The organism is Vibrio sp. TRT 2004 (assembly GCF_050113735.1).
In the GTDB taxonomy this organism is placed as follows: Bacteria; Pseudomonadota; Gammaproteobacteria; order Enterobacterales; family Vibrionaceae; genus Vibrio.
This window is the reverse complement of sequence record NZ_JBNJOH010000007.1, coordinates 13,490-31,801: the sequence shown is the minus strand read 5'-3', so window position 1 is coordinate 31,801 and position 18,312 is coordinate 13,490. Positions and strand designations below refer to the sequence as shown.

General features: G+C 44.9%; 18 protein-coding genes. 11 read left to right on the top strand and 7 right to left on the bottom strand.

The features are described from left to right. Positions 1-192: 192 nt before the first annotated feature. Entirely contained in the window at positions 193-1,023 is an 831-nt protein-coding gene (gene fdhD, locus ACQEXR_RS04725; protein ID WP_331416305.1) for a formate dehydrogenase accessory sulfurtransferase FdhD, read from the bottom strand. A gap of 184 nt (positions 1,024-1,207) precedes the next feature. Here fdhD and ACQEXR_RS04720 point away from each other — a divergent pair, with 184 nt between their 5' ends. The 11 genes from ACQEXR_RS04720 to cobB all read left to right on the top strand — a co-directional run bounded on the left by ACQEXR_RS04720 (position 1,208) and on the right by cobB (position 12,281). After that, positions 1,208-1,672, top strand: coding sequence for a DUF3305 domain-containing protein (locus ACQEXR_RS04720; protein WP_138971909.1), 465 nt, complete (start codon positions 1,208-1,210; stop codon positions 1,670-1,672). Next, positions 1,662-2,168 carry a DUF3306 domain-containing protein gene (locus ACQEXR_RS04715; protein ID WP_427019833.1) on the top strand — a complete coding sequence of 169 codons (507 nt, stop codon included), beginning with the start codon at positions 1,662-1,664 and terminating at the stop codon, positions 2,166-2,168. Before ACQEXR_RS04720 ends, ACQEXR_RS04715 begins: the two co-directional genes overlap by 11 nt. Before the next feature lie 178 nt (positions 2,169-2,346). Further along, positions 2,347-4,011 (top strand): 4Fe-4S dicluster domain-containing protein, encoded by a 1,665-nt coding sequence (locus tag ACQEXR_RS04710; RefSeq protein ID WP_426951445.1) that lies wholly within the window; start codon positions 2,347-2,349, stop codon positions 4,009-4,011. Between the two features lie 11 nt (positions 4,012-4,022). After that, entirely contained in the window at positions 4,023-4,658 is a 636-nt protein-coding gene (locus ACQEXR_RS04705; RefSeq protein ID WP_331416302.1) for a molecular chaperone, read from the top strand. A 46-nt stretch (positions 4,659-4,704) separates the two neighbouring features. Then, a complete protein-coding gene (locus ACQEXR_RS04700; RefSeq protein WP_138971905.1) occupies positions 4,705-4,902 on the top strand; it encodes a twin-arginine translocation signal domain-containing protein in 198 nt (65 codons plus the stop codon). Between the two features lie 11 nt (positions 4,903-4,913). Then, positions 4,914-7,769, top strand: a complete 2,856-nt coding sequence (locus ACQEXR_RS04695; protein ID WP_138971904.1) for a formate dehydrogenase subunit alpha — start codon at positions 4,914-4,916, stop codon at positions 7,767-7,769. Positions 7,770-7,780: 11 nt separating this feature from the next. Continuing rightward, positions 7,781-8,389, top strand: a complete 609-nt coding sequence (gene fdh3B, locus ACQEXR_RS04690; protein WP_006878919.1) for a formate dehydrogenase FDH3 subunit beta — start codon at positions 7,781-7,783, stop codon at positions 8,387-8,389. A 14-nt stretch (positions 8,390-8,403) separates the two neighbouring features. Continuing rightward, positions 8,404-9,450 carry a formate dehydrogenase subunit gamma gene (locus tag ACQEXR_RS04685; protein ID WP_426951443.1) on the top strand — a complete coding sequence of 349 codons (1,047 nt, stop codon included), beginning with the start codon at positions 8,404-8,406 and terminating at the stop codon, positions 9,448-9,450. Then, the gene (locus ACQEXR_RS04680) at positions 9,437-9,853 is read left to right on the top strand and encodes a hypothetical protein (RefSeq protein WP_427019832.1); all 417 of its coding nucleotides are present in this window, start codon (positions 9,437-9,439) and stop codon (positions 9,851-9,853) included. Before ACQEXR_RS04685 ends, ACQEXR_RS04680 begins: the two co-directional genes overlap by 14 nt. 300 nt (positions 9,854-10,153) lie before the next feature. Beyond that, positions 10,154-11,374, top strand: coding sequence for an ammonium transporter (locus ACQEXR_RS04675; protein WP_331416346.1), 1,221 nt, complete (start codon positions 10,154-10,156; stop codon positions 11,372-11,374). 169 nt (positions 11,375-11,543) lie between these two features. Continuing rightward, positions 11,544-12,281 (top strand): Sir2 family NAD+-dependent deacetylase, encoded by a 738-nt coding sequence (gene cobB / locus ACQEXR_RS04670; RefSeq protein ID WP_427019831.1) that lies wholly within the window; start codon positions 11,544-11,546, stop codon positions 12,279-12,281. Between the two features lie 21 nt (positions 12,282-12,302). Here the strand turns inward: cobB and ACQEXR_RS04665 are convergent, their stop codons facing one another. The 6 genes from ACQEXR_RS04665 to potA all read right to left on the bottom strand — a co-directional run bounded on the left by ACQEXR_RS04665 (position 12,303) and on the right by potA (position 18,259). Further along, the gene (locus tag ACQEXR_RS04665) at positions 12,303-13,094 is read right to left on the bottom strand and encodes a GGDEF domain-containing protein (protein ID WP_426951439.1); all 792 of its coding nucleotides are present in this window, start codon (positions 13,092-13,094) and stop codon (positions 12,303-12,305) included. A 98-nt stretch (positions 13,095-13,192) separates the two neighbouring features. Continuing rightward, the gene (locus ACQEXR_RS04660) at positions 13,193-14,230 is read right to left on the bottom strand and encodes an extracellular solute-binding protein (RefSeq protein ID WP_427019830.1); all 1,038 of its coding nucleotides are present in this window, start codon (positions 14,228-14,230) and stop codon (positions 13,193-13,195) included. A gap of 173 nt (positions 14,231-14,403) precedes the next feature. After that, positions 14,404-15,438 (bottom strand): extracellular solute-binding protein, encoded by a 1,035-nt coding sequence (locus ACQEXR_RS04655; protein ID WP_269376471.1) that lies wholly within the window; start codon positions 15,436-15,438, stop codon positions 14,404-14,406. Positions 15,439-15,514: 76 nt separating this feature from the next. Next, positions 15,515-16,285, bottom strand: coding sequence for a spermidine/putrescine ABC transporter permease PotC (potC, locus tag ACQEXR_RS04650; RefSeq protein WP_138971898.1), 771 nt, complete (start codon positions 16,283-16,285; stop codon positions 15,515-15,517). After that, positions 16,285-17,145, bottom strand: a complete 861-nt coding sequence (gene potB, locus ACQEXR_RS04645; RefSeq protein WP_138971897.1) for a spermidine/putrescine ABC transporter permease PotB — start codon at positions 17,143-17,145, stop codon at positions 16,285-16,287. The genes potC and potB overlap by 1 nt, the downstream gene beginning before the upstream one ends. Beyond that, on the bottom strand, positions 17,126-18,259 hold the full coding sequence (gene potA, locus ACQEXR_RS04640) for a spermidine/putrescine ABC transporter ATP-binding protein PotA (protein WP_426951493.1): 1,134 nt from the start codon (positions 18,257-18,259) through the stop codon (positions 17,126-17,128). Before potA ends, potB begins: the two co-directional genes overlap by 20 nt. Positions 18,260-18,312: the final 53 nt, after the last annotated feature.

Genomic DNA, 18,312 nt, shown 5'->3' with positions numbered 1-18,312 from the left:
GGATAACTCCTATCACTTTACGTGTTTGGAACGAACAGGGTAGAGTTTTACTTATACGAACGGCCCTTGATTTGGGCCGTTTTTTCGTTCTGGCAGAATGTAACGCTTCACTTGCTCTCGCATTGCCGCAACTCTTTTTATGCCGGGAAATATAAAATTAAGGGCGCATGGGAGGTGTTTTGCCAGTATCGGTTAACTTGCTGGATTGCCTTTTACGTCAAACTCCATTTTATCTGCGCCGGTAAATACCTGGAACCTCAAACCTTTGGCTCGAGCTATGGTGGTAATTCCAAATTTTTGTGCCAAATCTAACCCCATTTGCGTCACTCCTGAACGGGACAAAAGCACGGGAATTCCCATTTGAGCAACTTTAATCACCATTTCTGAGGTTAAGCGACCTGTGGTGTAGAAAATTTTGTCATCACCGCTTTGCTCATTGAGCCACATTTCACCGGCTAGCGTATCAACTGCGTTATGACGGCCTACATCTTCAACAAAAGAAAGAACCTCATTGGCTTTACATACCGCACAACCGTGAACGGCGCCGGCTTTTTTATAGGTGTCGTTGTAGTGAGTCAGGGCTTCGAGCGCGGAGTATATTTCTGATTGCTTAATTTTGACTTGAGGAACTTGATAGTTTTCTAGTTGTTTCATCACATTGCCGTACATGGTGCCTTGACCACAACCTGATGTGACGGTTTTTTTCTTCAGTGCGCCCTCGACTTGTTGAGTGTCTTCACTGGTGATTACCGCTGCGGTATGAGTTTCCCAGTCAATAATCACAGATTCCAATGCCTGTGGATCGGAAATAAAACTCTGGTTTTTTAAATAGCCAAGCACGAGTGACTCAGGGCGTGATCCTAATGTCATCAAGGTAACCACTTCTTTCCAGTTAAGCATGACGGTTAAAGGACGTTCGCAAGCTATCTGTTTGGTGAGCTTTTCACCATATTCATCAAACACTTCAACTTCAAGTGTCTGCATTGGGTTTTCACTGGTTTTAATAATGTTTGGTTTAACCACAGAGTTATCCTATTCGATCTATCCGCATTCGCGGAGTGCTGCTTGCAAATAATGTTCCGCCTCTATAATAAGGGTAGGGAATCGCATTGTTTAGGACTAGGTACAAATATTGCAAAGTAAAACCCAGATTGTATCAATTACACAATCCAAACCTGACAAACAACAGTGTACAAGTTGGTGAACTATGCCAGAACAGCAAACTATGTCCGTTAAAGCAGAAAAGTCCGAAGATTTATGGTCAATCGGGTGCAATTTAATCGCACATGAAATTAGTACCGGACTATGGACGACGACGCAGTGGCAACTTTCAAGCTTTGATCTACAGCCAGATGAGTCGCACCAGAGAGTCATTGCGCTGCAACTGCATCGGGATGAAAGAACGGATTACCGTTTTAACTTGAGTTCTCAACAACCTAAGCTATTTTTGGTTCTTGATACTATGGAGTCCGAAGACGATCCTAATATTGTCATACTCACAGCCTCGCAAAGTGTTGCTGGCCAATACATGGATGGCGATTACCTAGTGCTTTCTAATGACATGCCGCTTGCGGTACAAGCATGGATGGAGGCGTATATTGGTCGTCATGGTGAACTGCTAGAAGAAAGACGTAAAAAGCGTAAAGGGGCGGGTAGAGCAAGTGGCAACTAGTTTCCTAAGTCGCTGGTCACAACGTAAACTCGATGCGCAAGGTTCTGAGCCTGAGTTGGTTGAATCAGGTGAAAGTACAAATTTGCCAGATAACGCTGATTCTTCACTGGAACTTGCGCCAGACATCCCTGAACAACAGAGTGCAGAAGCGAGTGAATCTGAGCTCAGCGTCGCGTCTTTGTTGACTTCAGAGGTCGAGTCAGCGGTCAAAAAGGCTGCGTTACGCAAACTCTTTTTATCAGGGCAATTCAGTGAAATTGACGGGCTCAATGATTACGATCATGACTATAAAGCGGTTAAGAATCTCTCTTCAGAAGTCGCCAGCAAACTTCGCGAATGGGTCAACGCACGCGAAGAAGAGCCGAAACCGTCTTCTGAACTGGATAATAATTACCAGCTAACCGATCAAGATTCCTTGATTCAACCCGAAGAAGTTGAACAAGAGTCAGAACTTGAGCGAGAATCGATGGGACAAAATATACCACACAATAAATAGGTACATTTTGACTAAACCATCAATTAACAGAGTGGGACAATTTGTCTCACTCTGTTTTTTTGTCACCAATAAAGATAAGGAAATATTCTAATTCATTGATTTTAATGTAAATAAAAGTTGGTACAGCATTTGCAGTTAAGAGTGCAGGTGAATATTCCGTTCTAACTGGAACTGAGCAATGCTAAAACAACTACTACAAGAATCATCGTCAACATCCAATGGTAAAGCGCGTCTTTATGCATTTGAGAACACGGTTGAACTAACGAACTTAATTCCTCCCACGGTAAGTTACGAGAGTGGTGGTAATACGCTTATCGTCGGTCCGACTTCCATCATCGAAAGCGCTGCTGCTCAATTGGGTCAAATGAATAGCCTAACCTTGCTTTCTACTGATGGCGAACAAGGTCAACACGCGAATCTGTATTACGCTAACACAGTTCAAGTATCAGGATTCCTGGGCACCTTTTCGGTGCTAATCGAAAACAACGGCCTAGAGAGCAATCTGGCTAAGGTCGCGTTAAATCATGATTGTTTTGATATCGTTTTGGATCTGTGCCTCAACAGTTGCATGAGTGAAGAGGTTCCTGTCCCTGGTTATTACCCAGTTGGCAGAGGTTATCCAAAACTGGCTGAAGCATTAGAAGAAATTCCGACGCTGATGGGGACATTTGATAAACCCAAATTTTTCCGTCTGGATACAGACAAATGTGCGCATAGCTCTCGTGGTGTAAAAGGTTGCGAGAGATGTGTTGACGCCTGTCCTGCTGGTGCGTTGTCGAGCGAAGGCAGTGATAAAACCGGTCATCGCATTGAGATTAACCCTTACTTATGTCAAGGCGTCGGTACTTGTGCCACTGCTTGTCCGACAGAAGCAATTCACTATGCGTTACCGAATCCACAAGATACACAAAAATTCATCGAACGAACCTTAGCAAATTATGAATCAGAAGGAGGTGTTGATCCGATCGTACTGATTTGTAGTTCTCGTCACGAGCAATACAACGTGATAGCACTTAAGGCGCTACCTGATAACGTAATCCCTATCGTTGTTGAAGAGTTGCCGTCTGTTGGCGTCGATTCTTGGTTTGCTGCATTAGTAAATGGCGCAACACAAGTGCTGTTCGCCGCGAGCCGTTTCATGCCTGAAACGATTCAACGAGTCCTCAACAATGAAGTTGCAGTCGCACAAGAACTGCTGGCTCAAATCGGTATCGCGAAAGAAACCATCGACATCGTATACCTAGAGTCATTACGCGAAGGTGCTCCGATTTTATGCACGGATTCATTTGACCTCGCACTGGGTGATTTGCCGGGTAATAAGCGTCAACGACTGTTTACGGCTCTAGATGCGCTTGCTCAGTCAAGAATTCCGGTCGAAAACATTGTTGAACTTCCGGCCAATGCCCCTTACGGCAATATTTCATGCAAATCGAGTGACTGTACTCTGTGCATGAGTTGTGTGGCCGTGTGTCCAACTCGTGCGTTGCATACTGACGGTGACTCTCCGTCGCTCAAGTTCGTCGAACAAGACTGTATTCAATGTGGTTTATGTACTAAAGCGTGTCCAGAGCAGGCGCTTACGATGACAACACGTATGAACTGGGACAAGGCGAGTCGTCAGCAAGCGACGGTAATCCATCAAGAAAAAGCCGCGGAATGCATTCGTTGTCAAAAGCCGTTTGCCCCACAGTCAATGATTGACATGCTTCAAAATAAGTTACGCGGTCACTCTCATTTTTCAGACCAAGCTTCGCTAAACAGAATTGCGATGTGTGAAGACTGTCGTGTTGTCGATATGTTCGAATCGATGGCGGAAGACCCAACTAAACAACTGAATTACTAGGGTAGAAAGCAATGGAAAATCAACAACAAACTCTACGCGCTGAAATTTACCTTGTGCTATCTGCACTATTCCGTCAGGCGCCATCAGAAGAGATGGTGAGTTTTCTCAGTGAGTTGGAGATTGAACAGAGTGCAAGCGCAATGCAGTCCGCTTGGATCGGTTTGCAAAACGCAGCCCGAGAATCTAACCAAGAAGCGTTAAACGATGAGTACCAAGAATTATTCATTGGTATTGGTCGTGGTGAAGTGATGCCTTTCGCCTCTTGGCATCTTACGGGTTCACTGATGGAAAAACCATTGGCTTCGATTCGTCACGATCTTGCAATTCTTGGTCTAGAGCGCGAAGAGCAAGTCAAAGAGCCAGAAGATCACTTCTCTGCACTTTGTGAAGTGATGTCTGTACTTACCGCTGAAGATGAAGAGCTGCAACAGGTATTTTTCAATAAGCACTTAGCAACGTGGTTTAACGCGTTAACGAAACAGATCAAGGCTGCTCAGCACGCCAATTTCTACCTGGCTGTTGCCGAATTAACTGACGCATTTATGACCCTTGAGCAAGTGCGTTTTAGTGAAAATCTACAAAGTGGAAAAAACAAATTAAAAATTGATGTTAAGAACGTGACTGAGTACGAGCAAGCTCAGCAATAAGCGTAACATCGATGCAATACCTACTAATAAGGGTAAGGAAGCAATAATGAAAGACGATAATAAGTTAAATCAAAGCCGCAGGGATCTTCTCAAAGGCTTAACTACGGCAGCAGTTGCTGGAGCGGTAGTCGCTGGAACCACTAAAGTGGCTAGTGCTTCAGAATCTGTATTGCCAAAACAAGACGTGAAGAAAACTGGCTATCACGAAACTCAGCATATTCGTGACTACTACGATACGCTATAGGAGCCTAACCAATGAAACTAGTTAAACGCTCCGATAGTGTGAGCAAAGAGCAACACCAACTCGGCGTTTCACGCCGTGCCTTTATGAAAAACAGTACCCTTGCAGCAGGCGGGGCCGTAGTAGGGGCAAGCCTGTTCGCACCAGGAATGATCAAAAAAGCGCAAGCTAAGTCTGTTGATCCTTCAGCGAAGACTGAGATCAAAAGAACGATTTGTTCTCACTGTTCTGTAGGTTGTGGTATCTACGCCGAAGTACAAAATGGCGTTTGGACAGGCCAAGAGCCTGCTTTTGACCACCCGTTCAATGCTGGTGGACATTGTGCAAAAGGTGCAGCGCTGCGTGAACATGGCCATGGTGAACGCCGTCTCAAATACCCAATGAAGCTCGAAAATGGCAAATGGGTCAAACTGAGCTGGGATCAAGCTATCGAAGAAATTGGTAACAAGGTTCTCGATATTCGTAAAGAATCTGGTCCAGATTCCGTTTACTGGTTAGGCAGCGCAAAGCACAACAACGAACAAGCGTACATGTTCCGTAAAATGGCATCACTTTGGGGAACCAATAACGTAGACCACCAGGCGCGTATCTGTCACTCAACAACAGTAGCTGGGGTAGCAAATACTTGGGGCTACGGTGCAATGACGAACTCGTTCAACGATATGCACAACTGTAAGTCGATGCTGTTTATCGGTTCGAACCCTGCTGAAGCGCACCCAGTGGCAATGCAGCATATCTTAATCGCGAAAGAGAAAAACAACTGTAAGATCGTTGTTGCTGACCCTCGTCGTACACGTACCGCAGCAAAATCTGATCACTATGTTTCGCTTCGCCCAGGGTCAGATGTTGCGTTTATCTGGGGTATTTTATGGCATGTTTTTGCTAACCAATGGGAAGACAAAGAGTTTATCCGTCAACGTGTGTTTGGTATGGATGAAATTCGTCAGGAAGTCGCAAAGTGGACTCCTGCTGAAGTTGAGCGCGTAACAGGCGTCTCTGAAGCCGATGTATACAAAACGGCGAAACTTCTTTCTGAAAACCGTCCTGGATGTGTTGTTTGGTGTATGGGTGGTACTCAGCACACCACAGGTAACAACAATACCCGTGCATACTGTGTACTGGAACTTGCGCTAGGTAACATGGGTAAGTCAGGTGGCGGTGCGAACATCTTCCGTGGTCACGATAACGTGCAAGGCGCGACAGACTTAGGCGTACTTTCTCATACGCTTCCAGGTTACTACGGCCTTGCAGATGGTTCTTGGAAACACTGGGCGAAAGTGTGGGATCTTGACTACGAGTGGGTTAAAAATCGATTCGACCAAAATGAGTACCGTGGTAAGAAACCGATGAACAATATGGGTATTCCGGTTTCTCGTTGGATCGATGGCGTTTTAGAAAACAAAGAAAATATCGAGCAGAATGACAACATTCGCGCGATGTTCTACTGGGGACACGCGGTCAACTCGCAAACTCGTGGCGTCGAGATGCGTAAGGCAATGCAAAAATTGGATATGATGGTGATCGTCGATCCATATCCAACAGTTGCTGCGGTAATGAACGACCGTACAGATGGCATTTACCTTCTTCCAGCGACCACTCAGTTTGAAACCTACGGCAGTGTGACAGCGTCAAACCGTTCTATTCAATGGCGTGACAAAGTGGTTGAGCCGTTGTTCGAGTCAAAACCTGATCATGAAATCATGTACCTTCTGACTAAGAAGCTTGGTTTCTCCGATCAACTGTTTAAAAACGTAAAAGTTGAAAACAACCAACCACTTATCGAAGACATCACGCGTGAATTTAACCGTGGTATGTGGACAATTGGCTACACGGGTCAAAGCCCAGAGCGTTTGAAAACGCACCAACAAAATTGGCACACCTTCCACAAGACGTCGTTAGAAGGTGAAGGTGGTCCTGCTCATGGTGAAACCTATGGTCTACCATGGCCGTGTTGGGGTACGCCTGAGATGAAACATCCGGGTACGCATATTCTTTATGATACGTCTAAGCCAGTTGCTCAAGGCGGTGGTAACTTCCGTGCTCGCTTTGGTGTGGAATTTGAAGGCAATAATATTCTTGCTGAAGATAGTTATTCTAAAGGATGTGAGCTTGAAGATGGATATCCAGAATTTACCGACAAACTGATCAAAGCACTCGGATGGTGGGATGACCTCACAGCAGAAGAGAAAGCCGCGGCAGAAGGCAAAAACTGGAAAACGGATCTCTCTGGCGGTATTCAGCGAGTAGCTATTAAACATGGTTGTATTCCATTTGGTAACGCGAAAGCGCGTGCTGTGGTTTGGACATTCCCAGACCGTGTTCCGCTGCACCGTGAGCCACTGTACACACCTCGCCGCGACCTTGTTGCTGATTACCCAACATGGGATGACAGTGAGTCTATCTACCGTCTACCGACCATGTACAAGTCGATCCAAGACAAAGATGTCTCTGCTGAGTACCCAATTATATTAACGTCTGGTCGTTTGGTTGAATATGAAGGTGGTGGTGAAGAGACACGTTCAAACCCATGGCTCGCTGAGCTTCAACAAGAGATGTTTGTAGAAGTTAACCCGAAAGATGCCAATGACCTTGGTTTTAAAGATGGCGATATGGTGTGGGTAGAAGGTGCTGAGAAAGGCCGCATTCACGTAAAAGCAATGGTGACTCGTCGTGTGAAACCAGGCCTTGCCTTCATTCCGTTCCACTTCGGCGGGAAATTCCAAGGTGAAGATCTTCGCTCTAAGTACCCAGAAGGTTGTGACCCATATGTCATTGGTGAATCAGCAAATATTGCCACCACTTATGGCTATGATCCTGTTACTCAGATGCAGGAAACTAAAGTCACCCTATGTAACATTCGCAAAGCGTAAGGAGTCCACTGATGGCTAGAATGAAATTCCTTTGTGACACCAAACGCTGTATCGAATGTAACGGTTGTGTCACTGCATGTAAGAACGAAAATGACGATGCGCTTGAGTGGGGTATTCAACGTCGTCGCGTAGTCACACTCAATGATGGCGAACCAGGTGAAAACTCGATTTCGGTTGCGTGTATGCACTGTACCGATGCGCCATGTAAAGCCGTGTGTCCTGCTGACTGTTTTGAGCACACCGAAGATGGCATCGTGTTACACAACAAAGATCTTTGCATCGGTTGTGGTTACTGCTTATTCGCGTGCCCGTTTGGTGCTCCTCAGTTCCCTAAACAAGCTTCGTTTGGTGAACGCGGTAAAATGGACAAGTGTACATTCTGTGCTGGCGGTCCGGAAACTGAACCAGGTTCGGTAGAAGAACGCCAAAAATACGGTGCCAACCGCATTGCAGAAGGTAAGCTCCCAATGTGTGCTTCTCTATGCTCGACAAAAGCGCTGCTTGCCGGTGATGCAGAAAAGGTCTCTGACATCTTCCGTCAACGCGTTGTTGAACGTGGAGCCAAGGGCGCGGGCTGGACAGATGGCAATGATCTGTCTTATGACGCAACGAAAAGCTAACGGTGGAGAGATTCATGTTTTCAATGTTTAAACGTGCATCTCTTGCGATGCTGTCACTGATGGCAGCATTGCTTTTTGCTTTGTCGTTGCCTGCGCATGCTGAGCAAAAAGAGTCTGATGTTGCACAACGTGAAATGACGCAATTAGCTGGTGCCGATTATTGGCGTCAAGTTCGTCAGGGCGAAGTGGGCTACACGACGTCTCAGTTCCCAGAGCACGGAATGCTAATTAGTACCCCAGGTCAAGCTTGGTACATTTTAAAAGAAAAATGGATGTCTCCTGCGGGAGCTGTGGCGATTTTCGGTAGTATCGCATTAGTGACCATGATGTATATCGTGATTGGTCCGCTAATGTTAAGTGCGCCTCGGACGGGCAAAAAGATCAAACGCTGGTCTCGTCTTGATCGTGCACTGCACTGGAGTATGGCATTCACCTTCTTGACCCTCGCGTTTAGCGGCTTAATGCTGGTTTACGGTAAGCATTTCCTTAAACCATATATCCCAACAGAGCTGTGGGGATTCATCATTATGCTGGCTAAACAATACCACAACTACATAGGACCAATTTTCTATGTGTTGCTGCTATGTGTGCTGATTAAATGGTGGCGTAAATCTACCTTCAAGAAGGTGGACATTGCTTGGTTTATGAAGCTTGGAGGTATGGTTGGTAAGCACAAAGGTTCTCACCCTTCAGCTGAGTTTTCGAATGCGGGCGAGAAAGCGCTATTTTGGCTTCTGATCGTTGTTGGTAGTGTTGTCGCGTTCAGTGGCTTAGTGTTGGATTTCCCAATCTTCGGTCAAACTCGTCGCGACATGGAGCTATCGAACTTAGTTCATATGTTGGCTGCTCTGATCCTTATCTGCGGCTTCGTCTTCCATATCTACATCGGTTTGTTTGGTATGGAAGGGGCGCTAGAAGGTATGGTCACCGGTGAAGTTGATGAGACTTGGGCAAAAGAACATCATGATCTTTGGTACCAAGAAATGATGGCTAAAGAGCAGGAACAACAAACAACAACCGTTCAAGATGTGAAAGGAGTGCGCGCCGATGAGCAAGCCTAATAACGGGATTTGGGTAGCGTATATCCTTAGCATATTTACTCCATTCACTTGCCTTATCTCTGGAGTGATCGCGATTATCTATGCAGGTTATCGTTTGGATAAAGGAGAGGATGGTGAGATTGTTGATTCACACTATTACGGTTTGATTCGTACTTTCTTCCTAAACCTAACCTTCTTTGTGGTGCTGATTATCACAGTCGCGACATCTAATGGTGTCCTGATTGGTGTTAACGACTACTGGTACAACAGCAATGTTATCGATGAAATCGCGTACTACATCCCTTACGTGGGAATGCTGTTTGGTGCGATTGCGATATTATTGTGGTTTGTACGCATGTATCAGGGGATGCAAAAGCTTAGAGAAAATCAGCCATTTAGCATAGTCAAAGGCCCCAATTTATAGCGAATCTAAAGCCCTGTTCAACAGGGCTTTTTTATTGCGTGCACAAAATTTGAGCGCATTAAGTTGGTGCGGTCTCACCAAAAAAGTGCATTTTTATGCGTCGTTCTTATCTTTCGTTGCGCAACTTTATCGTTAGAAATTCGTTTTGATAAGTAAAATCAATGAATTACATGAGTTGATAATTATGTGATTTATTTGGCACAAAGCTTGCCCTTGCTATGTCTCACTATCAATTCACCAATATGGTGAAACAAAAATGCCCAGCGCACAGACGTTGGGCGACAAAGGAGACAAATGACAATGAGCGTAGATGCCAGTCAGGTACATGGAGCGGTACAAACCCTGACACAAAGTTCAGATACACTGTTCTTATTACTCGGTGCAATCATGGTATTTTTGATGCACGCAGGCTTTGCTTTTCTTGAAGTAGGGACAGTCCGTCACAAAAACCAAGTCAACGCACTCGTCAAGATTCTTGCCGATTTCGGCATTTCTGCCATCGCATACTTCTTCATTGGATACTGGGTGGCTTATGGGGCCAATTTTTTTGCCGATGCAGAAACCTTATCGCAAGGCAACGGCTACGAGCTAGTGAAGTTCTTTTTCTTACTAACGTTCGCCGCTGCGATTCCTGCTATTGTATCCGGTGGTATTGCTGAGCGTGCACGTTTATATCCCATTTTAATTGCCACGTTTTTTACGGTAGGCTTGGTCTATCCACTTTTCGAGGGCATGATTTGGAATGGCAACTACGGTGTTCAAAATTGGTTTGAAACACAGTTTGGCTATGGCTTCCACGACTTTGCAGGTTCTGTAGTCGTTCATGGTGTCGGAGGTTGGATTGCTCTGGTTGCGGTTATCTTCCTCGGTATGCGTAAAGGTCGTGTCCGTGCGGGTAAACACACAAACTTTGCCCCATCCAATATTCCGTTTCTGGCGTTAGGTGCGTGGATTCTATGCGTCGGATGGTTTGGCTTTAACGTCATGTCAGCTCAGACACTGAATGGCATCAGTGGTCTTGTGGCCATGAACTCTTTGATGGCGATGGTGGGCGGCATTGTAGCAGCGCTAATTGCAGGCAAAAACGACCCAGGCTTTATCCACAATGGTCCTTTAGCAGGACTTGTCGCAGTTTGTGCGGGTTCAGACCTGATGCATCCGATTGGTGCGTTGGTCACAGGTTCACTCGCTGGCGCTCTGTTTGTTTACTTATTTACCTACCTACAGAACAAGACAAAAATTGACGATGTACTGGGTGTTTGGCCTTTGCACGGGGTATGTGGCGCGTGGGGCGGTGTAGCGGCAGGTATTTTCGGCCAGAGTGCTCTCGGCGGTCTTGGTGGCGTCAGTTTAACAGTGCAAGTTCTAGGGACCTTGGCGGGCATTTCTATTGCTCTAGTCGGTGCCGTGCTCGTCTATGGTGTCATCAATAAACTAACGGGCCTGCGCCTTTCTGAAGAAGATGAGTTTAACGGTGCCGATTTGGCAATTCACAAAATTTCGTCAACAAACGAAGATTAAATGCGTGAAGATTGGTGTTTCGGAAGGCAGCCAAGTGGCTGCCTTTTTGTTTAACCTCACAAAAAATGGGTAAAACTGCGGTAACTTCGACCATGGTCTAATCTTGTTGGCTTATACCGAGAATCAGACAATGCTAAGCTAACTCAATGAACACTAAAGAGGATGTGGTATGAAGCTCCCGTATCGTAATGTCGTTGTATTAACCGGCGCTGGAATCTCTGCTGAGTCTGGTATTGAAACGTTTCGCACACAGGATGGGCTGTGGGAAAACCACCGTATAGAAGATGTGGCAACGCCGGAAGGCTTTGAGCGTAATCCAGATTTAGTGCAAGACTTTTATAATAAACGTCGCTTAGGGCTACAAAATCCGACAATCAAACCAAACCCTGCTCACATTGCTTTGGGCAAACTCGAGCAGGAGCTGGAAGGTACTGTCACCGTTATTACCCAAAACATTGACAATCTCCATGAACGCGGTGGGAGTAATAATGTCATCCATATGCACGGCGAGCTATTAAAAGCGCGTTGCAGTGAATCAAATCAGGTTGTTGAAGAGAAGGGTGAAATCCATACCGGCGATCTTTGCCATTGCTGTCAGATCCCTGCTCAAATGAGGCCTCATGTGGTTTGGTTTGGTGAGATGCCTTTAAAAATGGGCGATATTTATGCCTCCTTAGAAGCTGCTGACTTGTTTGTTTCTATCGGTACGTCTGGGGTCGTTTATCCTGCCGCTGGATTCGTGCATGACGCTAAAATGCATGGCGCACACACGATTGAAATCAACTTGGAGCCGAGTGCAGTAGAAAGTGAGTTTGAAGAGAAGCGTTACGGAAAGGCGAGTATTGAAGTACCTAAATTGGTAGAAGAGATCCTTGCACTGCAGCAAGCGGATGTAAAACACGCTTAAGATAATCTTTGCTATAGACTCTCAGCCATTGCGCTGGGAGTTTTTCATTAGGTACATTGCTTGATCGGTCTTGATCAACGCTTCTTTAAATTTTTCCCGTCTGGTTTGTGGCTCTATACCATAGCTGTAACTGATAGAGCGCTCCTCAAGCTGTTTATCCAGATTCTTAATCAGTTCATCACTGTGACCAACAGGCACAACAGCGACGAACTCATCGCCACCAATTCGGTACGCGCTTCCCCGGCTGGGTAGTGAAGATTTTAACCCTCGCGCAAAGCGTATGATTAACAGATCACCTGCAGAATGCCCCTCACTGTCATTGACCAGTTTAAGACCGTCAAGGTCGAAATAAATTAAATCAAAAGTGTCTAATTCAATTTCTGATAGTTTTTTACGGTTATATAAACCCGTCAACTCATCGATGGTCGCTCTATTGTGCATGTCGTACACTAAACGAGTGATACCAAATGCGATCATTAGATAGGCAATTTGTAGGCTGCCATCTTCAATCAGAGTATGAAGGAAGTCATTGTTATCGGCCCACCTATCAAGCTCGTCTATCTCTGTGATGACGTCGTAAGCCTGATTAAGAATGAGCAGCAGGAAACCGATTTTAACCAATCTGTTGGTCACCACTTTTCGCGCCAGGATAAAGTAGATAAACAGTAGAATGAACAGTGTGTTCGACTCAAACAGTAAGTCATTACGTGACTCGATATTCAATGTCTGGCCGAAGTAAGTAGTAATAAAGGTCGTGGCCCCAATAAAGGCGGAGGAGAGTAACACTAGATAATATTTGGTATTTATACTCAATAGCTGCTCCTTTGCGAGATCGGCGTCTATGGGCTGCAAATACAAATAAAGCGGCCGGAGCCGCTTTTTAAGTATATAACTGAAAACTAATTTTTGGATTAGTTATTCACTTTTAGTTTCTGGAAATATTCGTCGTAAAGCACGCTCGCTTCGCCAACTTCATCTTGCCATGTACCGCTGTCCATCACTTCTTGTGGAGGGAAGATGCTTGGATCGTTAGCAAATTCTTTTGGTAGTAGGTCATGCGCTGTCGCTACAGGAGTAGGGTAACCAATCTCTAGTGCAATCTTAGCGGCGTTCTCTGGACGAAGTAGGAAATCGATCATTTTGTGTGCAGCATCAACGTTTTTAGCGCCAGTTGGAATCGCTAAGCTATCCATCCAGAAAACGGTGCCTTTTTCTGGCCAGATGATATCGATTGAAGCGCCTTCTTCACGCGCCATGTATGCACTGCCGTTCCAAAGCATGCCGAGTGATACTTCACCAGCTAGGTATGGGTTTGCAGGAAAATCAGAGTTAAAAACTAATACGTTTGGCATTAGCTTTTTCAGTTCGTGGTAAGCAGCTTCGATCTCTTTTGGATCGGTTGTGTTTGGTGAGTAACCTAGTTTGGTTAGGGCAATATGGAACACTTCGCGAGAGTCATCCATTAACATTAATTGGCCTTCCCACTTGCTGTCCCAGAAATCGTCCCATTTTGTGACTGACGACTTGTCTAGCATATCTGAGTTGATGCCAATGCCCGTTGCGCCCCAGATATAAGGGATAGAGTAATTGTTGTTTGGATCGAACGGCTTGTTAAGGAAGTTAGTGTCTAGATCACTGAAATGAGACAGCTTAGTTTTGTCGATTTGTTGAAGCATGTCTTCTTTGCGCATTTTTGACACGAAGTAAGTAGACGGTACTACTAGATCGTAACCAGAACCCTGGGTCTTAAGCTTGGCATACATGCTTTCGTTAGACTCGTAAGTCGAGTAGATAACTTTGATCCCAGTTTCTTTTGTAAAGTCTTCAAGAACTTCATTTGGAATGTATTCAGACCAGTTGTAGAAGTAGAGTTCTTGATCAGCAGCCATTGCAGGAGTAGCGATCAAAGTCGCTGCGCACAGTGCGCTTGCATAGAATTTACTTTTCATTATGTTTCCGTTTTTCTTTGCTTAATCAGCATAAGACCCATCCAAGCCAAATACTCTGATTAAGCAGTGAGTTAACTTTCTTGTTAGGACAACAAGAGATACAAAACGGAATTATATCAGTCCAAGACCAAAATAGGCAGCCAAGGCTGCCTATTTTCATAATTTTCGCTGACTTATTGACCAGCTTTAAGTTTAAGGAAGTATTCCTCGTACTTAACCGTCAAGTCACCCACTGAATCTTGCCACTCTACGCGGTCAAGATCTTCTTGAGAAGGGAATAGTGGAGCGATGTCTTTGAACTTCGCGTTAGACTCAGCAACGGCTGTCAGATAACCTGTGTCACGAGAAATCTGCTCAGCGATTTCTGGACGTAGTAAGAAGTCGATCATCTTATGTGCCGCATCTACGTTTTTCGCACCAGAAGAAATAGCAAAGTTATCAACCCAACCGATACCGCCTTCTTTAGGGAAGACAAGTTTAAGGTTCATACCTTCGTTTTGAGCTGCCGCTGCGCTGCCATTCCAAAGCATACCAACGCCAACTTCACCTGACATGTAAGGAGCACCTGGGTTATCAGAGTTAAAGACCAATACGTTTGGCATTAACTTTTGAAGTTCCGCGTACGCTTCATCAATCTGTTTAGGGTCAGTTGAGTTACCAGAGTAACCTAACTTGCGCAGAGCGATGTGGAACACTTCACGAGTGTCATCCATTAGCATTAGCTGACCTTCAAGCTCAGGGTTCCATAGATCCGCCCAGCTTTGAAAATCGTTCGCGTCGTACATGTCTGTGTTTACCGCAAGACCAGTAATCGCAACAACGTGTGGAATAGAGTAGTCGTTGTTAGGATCGTATGGCTTATCTAGGTAATTTTTATCAAGGTTGTCGAAGTTTGACAGCTTAGACTTGTCAATCTTCTGCAACATACCTTCGTCGCGCATTTTTGCTACGAAATACGTCGAAGGTACGACTAGGTCGTAACCTTGATTATGAGTTTTTAGCTTCGCGTACAAAGTCTCGTTTGACTCGTAAGTCGAGTAGATAACTTTGATACCCGTTTCTTTGGTAAATTGCTCTAGGATATTACTGTTGATGTAAGGACCCCAGTTCATAAATACCAGTTCTTTGTTTTCGTCCGCTGCCACTGAACCAGAGAACAGAGAAAGCGCACATGCACTACCAGCTAATAGAGTAGCCCATTTCTTCATTGACGTTAGCTCCAAACCAAACGTAGATAGAAAAACAGAATGGCTTAACCCATTCTGTCTCGTTTTAAATACTGAGTTACTTCACTTTTTCTCTAGCCAATAGCTGTGATGCTACGACTAGAACAAGTGAGACAATCAGCATTACTGTTGCTAAGGCATTCACTTCCGGTGATATGCCGACTTTTACCATTGAATAAATTTTCAGTGGCAAAATTTCATAAGTTGGTCCTGTCACAAACGAGCTGATGATCACGTCGTCTAGTGAAAGGGTGAAACTCAATAGCCAACCCGCCGCAACGGCCGGTTTAGCCAGTGGCAAAATGATCTGTTTTAAAATGGTCCATTCACTGGCACCCAGATCTTTCGCGGCTTCAAGCATTTTTACGTCAAAGCCGTTCAAGCGACTGTAGACGGTGACTACCACGAATGGTAGACAGAATGTAATGTGAGCAATCAACAGGGTGAAAAACCCCAATTGAGCGCCAAGCACCAAAAACAAGGCCAGTAACGAGATTGCCATGACGATATCTGGAGACATCATAACAACAAACAGCATGCCATTAACTGCGCCTTTACCCTTAAACGAGTAACGGAATAGGGCAACGGCAGTTAAACTGCCGATAATTGTAGCAGCTGTAGCAGAAAAGATGGCGACATTTAGTGAATGCCAAGCAGCCTGCATTAAACTGTCATTGTTGATCAGCGTCTCATACCATTTAGTGGTAAAGCCACCCCATTTCATTCCAAATTTGTTGGCATTGAATGAGTTAACAATCAACACCACGATTGGCAAATACAAAAATGCATACACCAATGTCATAAAGCTAAATCGAACAGTACGTCCCATCAGTCTAGCTCCACTTTCTTATTCAATAATTTACCCGCTCTGTAGTAGGCGTAGAGCATGATTGCCATCGCAATGGTCAGTGCAATACTTGTGGCTGCGCCAAACGGCCAATCACGAGCGTTAAGCACTTGGCTCTTAATCACGTTACCAATCAGTAGATTCTTCGCTCCACCCAGTAGATCCGATATGTAGAACATACCGAGAGCTGGCAACAGCACCAACAAGCAACCACCGATAATGCCAGGCATTGTTAGCGGTAGAATAACTTTTGTGATGGTCTGAAACTTGTTCGCACCTAAATCTTTCGCTGCTTCAATATATGTGTTGTCCAACTTCTCAATAGCCGAGTAGAGGGGCAAAATCATAAAAGGCAATAGGATATAGACTAAACCAATCATCACTGCCGTCTCTGTGTACATAAGACGAAGTGGTTTATCAATAATGTCCAGCGCCATGAGCGATTGGTTTAGAATACCTTGAGTACCCAACACAATTTTAAGTCCGTAGGTACGGATAAGTGAGTTAGTCCAAAATGGAACAATCACTAAAAACAGCATAAATGGACGCCATTTCTCTGGCATCTTAGCGACGATGTAAGCAAATGGATAACCAATGACTAAACACAGTAACGTCGCAATAATAGCCATGTAAAATGAGTGCAATAGCACTTTGGCGTACAACGGATCAAGCAATCGGAAATAGTTATCGAGAGTAAACGTCATCTCGATAAGATTTGCTTCGTCGCGAGTCAGAAAACTGGTGCCAATAATCATCACGTTTGGCACAAGCACAAACAGTGTTAGCCAACCAACAATTAAGGCAATGATTGCGTTCTGAAGGCTAAGCTTTTTGGCTTTCATCGAGTACTACCTCCCAGCTTTCAACCCAAGTGATAGCGACTTTTTGACCTAATGAGTGATCCACATCTGGATCATCTTCATTGAAGAACTCGCTGACCATCACACGCATGCCAGATTCCAGTTCAATGACAGAATCTAACGTCATACCTTTGTAGGTACGCTCAGTAACGTGACCAACGATACCTTCTTGTTCTGATTCTTTAATCTCTTCAATACGTAAATCTTCTGGGCGAAGTAGTACTGTTAGTTTGTCACCAGCTGACGCTTCTTTTTCGTAGTATACAACGGACTCTACGCCTTCAATTTCAGCTCGAACGCGTTTTTCGTCAAGGCGCTCAATCATGGTGGCGTGGAACACGTTGATCTCGCCGATAAAGCGTGCAACGAATAGATTCTTAGGTTCTTCGTAAATCTCACGTGGTGAACCGTCTTGCTCGATAACACCGTCGCGCATAACGATGATGCGATCTGACATCGATAAGGCTTCTTCTTGGTCGTGAGTAACGAAAATAAAGGTAATACCTAACTGACGCTGCAATTGTTTTAACTCGATTTGCATCTGTTTACGCAGTTTGTAATCAAGTGCAGATAGGGATTCGTCAAGCAAGAGGACTTTTGGCTTGTTCACTACGGCGCGAGCGATAGCGATACGTTGCTGTTGACCACCTGAAAGCTGATGAGGTTTACGCTGAGCCATTTTTTCTAGGCGAACCATACGTAACGCATCCATCACTCGAGGCTCGATTTCAGCTGCATTGACTTTCTGCATGCGGAGACCGAAAGCGACGTTTTCAAACACCGTCATATGGGGAAATAGTGCATAACTCTGGAAAACAGTGTTTACGTGCCTTTGCTCAGCAGGAACTTGAGTTACATTTTGGTTGTCTAGAATGATCTGACCATTGTCAGCGCTTTCAAAACCAGCGATCATTCTTAATACGGTTGTTTTACCACAACCAGAAGGGCCCAAAATCGTTAGAAACTCACCATGATTAACATCAAGGTTAAGATTTGCGATGATTTCCTTACCATCGAAACTTTTGCTAATTCCAGTAAGACGAACTACTGGTTGTCCTGCATTTTGTTTAGCGTTCAACGTCTGTTTTTCTCCCACATTGGTCATTTAAAGTGACTTAACTGAATGACCCGTAGTTACACAAATTAGAG